Source organism: Micromonospora sp. II (assembly GCF_001709195.1).
In the GTDB taxonomy this organism is placed as follows: domain Bacteria; phylum Actinomycetota; class Actinomycetes; order Mycobacteriales; family Micromonosporaceae; genus Micromonospora; species Micromonospora chalcea.
In genome coordinates, this window is the sequence record NZ_LYXF01000085.1 from 1 (window position 1) to 1,425 (window position 1,425).

Consider the following 1,425-nt stretch of genomic DNA (forward strand, 5'->3'; position numbering starts at 1 on the left):
GGAGCGCTCAGGCGGGGTAGCCGAGCTCGGTCAGCAGCGGTCCGGCCTGCGCCAGCACATCGGCCAGATCCTTTTCGGTCAGTCGCTGCCGCCAGCGCCCCACCGAGCCCGGCCGGGCCTTGGCGAAGCGGGCGTGCAACGCCGCCCGGCCGGCCGGGTCGCGTACCTCCAGGAAGTCGGCGACCACCTCGGCGGCCTCCGCCGGCCGGGTGACGACGTCCTCGTAGCGCAGGTGCCGCACCCGGTCCGCGGGCAGCTCGGCGAGCTGGGTGAGCGCGCTGCTGGTGAAGCGCCGCCACATCCAGGCCGACCGGCCCAGGTCGGAGACCTGCGTGAACTCGTCGCGCCGCTCCGGCTCCACCCAGAACCGCGGCGCGGCGCCCCAGGGCGTACCGCCCCGGCCGCTGCGACCGGTGCCGGTGGACGCGGCGTTCAGCCAGGGCTGCTCGGCGTGCGACACCGCCACGTCCCGGCCGTCCCGGTAGACGTGCAGGAAGACCGCGTCCGGGAAGACCTCGGTCAGGAACGGCACGATGAAGCAGTTCTCCGGGTCCTTCTCGGCGAAGCGCAGTCCACCGTGCCCGGACGCGGCGAGCAGCGCGCCGTAGTAGCCCCGGAAGTAGCGGGCCGCCCGCTGCGGCGTCCAGCTTCCCTCGTAGACACAGCGGGCGACCGCCTTGGTCAGGCGCGGTTCGAAGTGGTACGACACGTCCGGCAGCGCGCCGACGCAACTGCCCAGGAACGTGGTGCCGGAACGCGGGGCCCCCAGGATGAAGATCGGGCGCTCCACCTTCAGCGTGAGGCGGCGGTTGCCCGCCTCCACCGGCCGTTCCAGCTCGCGGCGTTCCTTGCGGTCCGCCAGCAGGCCGACCGCGGCGAGCTTCGCGGCCTTCACGGTGGACAGCCCGGAGTGCGGGGCGAGGGGGGAGTCGCTGGTCATCGAAGGTCCCATCGGTGCGCAGGATCGGTCAGGACTGGGCGGCCGGGTCCGACCCGGCGCGGTTGCGGCCGCGGCGAAGGGACCGCAGCGCGTCGAGGTTCAGCGTGCGCCGCCAGCGCCAGACACCCGCCGCGTACGCGGCCAGGCCGACGGCGCTCACCAGCGCGAGCACCGGCGGCGTGGCGTCGAGCAGGCTCGCCGCGCCCAGCGGCAGGCCCAGCGCCACGACGGCGAGCGCCATCGCGGTACGGGTGCCGGCGCCGAACGGGTGCAGCCGCATCGACCACCAGAGCTGGGTCAGCGGCACCAGGTTGGTGACCAGGATCGAGATCGTCCAGGCCAGAGCCGCGCCGAGGATGCCGAACCGCGGGATGAGCAGCAGGTTGCCGACCACGTTGAGCACGGTGCCGGTCATCGCGTTGTAGAACGTCCACGCGGTGCGCCCGGCCATGTTGAGCACCATGTCGACCATGCCGCATCCGGTG

Annotated in this window: 2 protein-coding genes; both read right to left on the reverse strand. The window is 73.6% G+C overall.

Annotation, left to right across the window (positions count from 1 at the left end; genetic code table 11):
• Positions 1–7 precede the first annotated feature (7 nt).
• Positions 8–940 (reverse strand): sulfotransferase, encoded by a 933-nt coding sequence (locus A8711_RS30050; RefSeq protein ID WP_069090049.1) that lies wholly within the window; start codon positions 938–940, stop codon positions 8–10.
• 28 nt (positions 941–968) lie between these two features.
• Positions 969–1,425 (reverse strand): polysaccharide biosynthesis C-terminal domain-containing protein (locus A8711_RS30055; protein ID WP_176722918.1); only part of this gene is annotated, 457 nt, incomplete at its 5' end.

Excerpts from the sequence above, each read along its gene's own strand:
- A8711_RS30050 (WP_069090049.1), bottom strand. The coding sequence starts at position 940 with ATGACCAGCGACTCCCCCCTCGCCCCGCACTCCGGGCTGTCCACCGTG.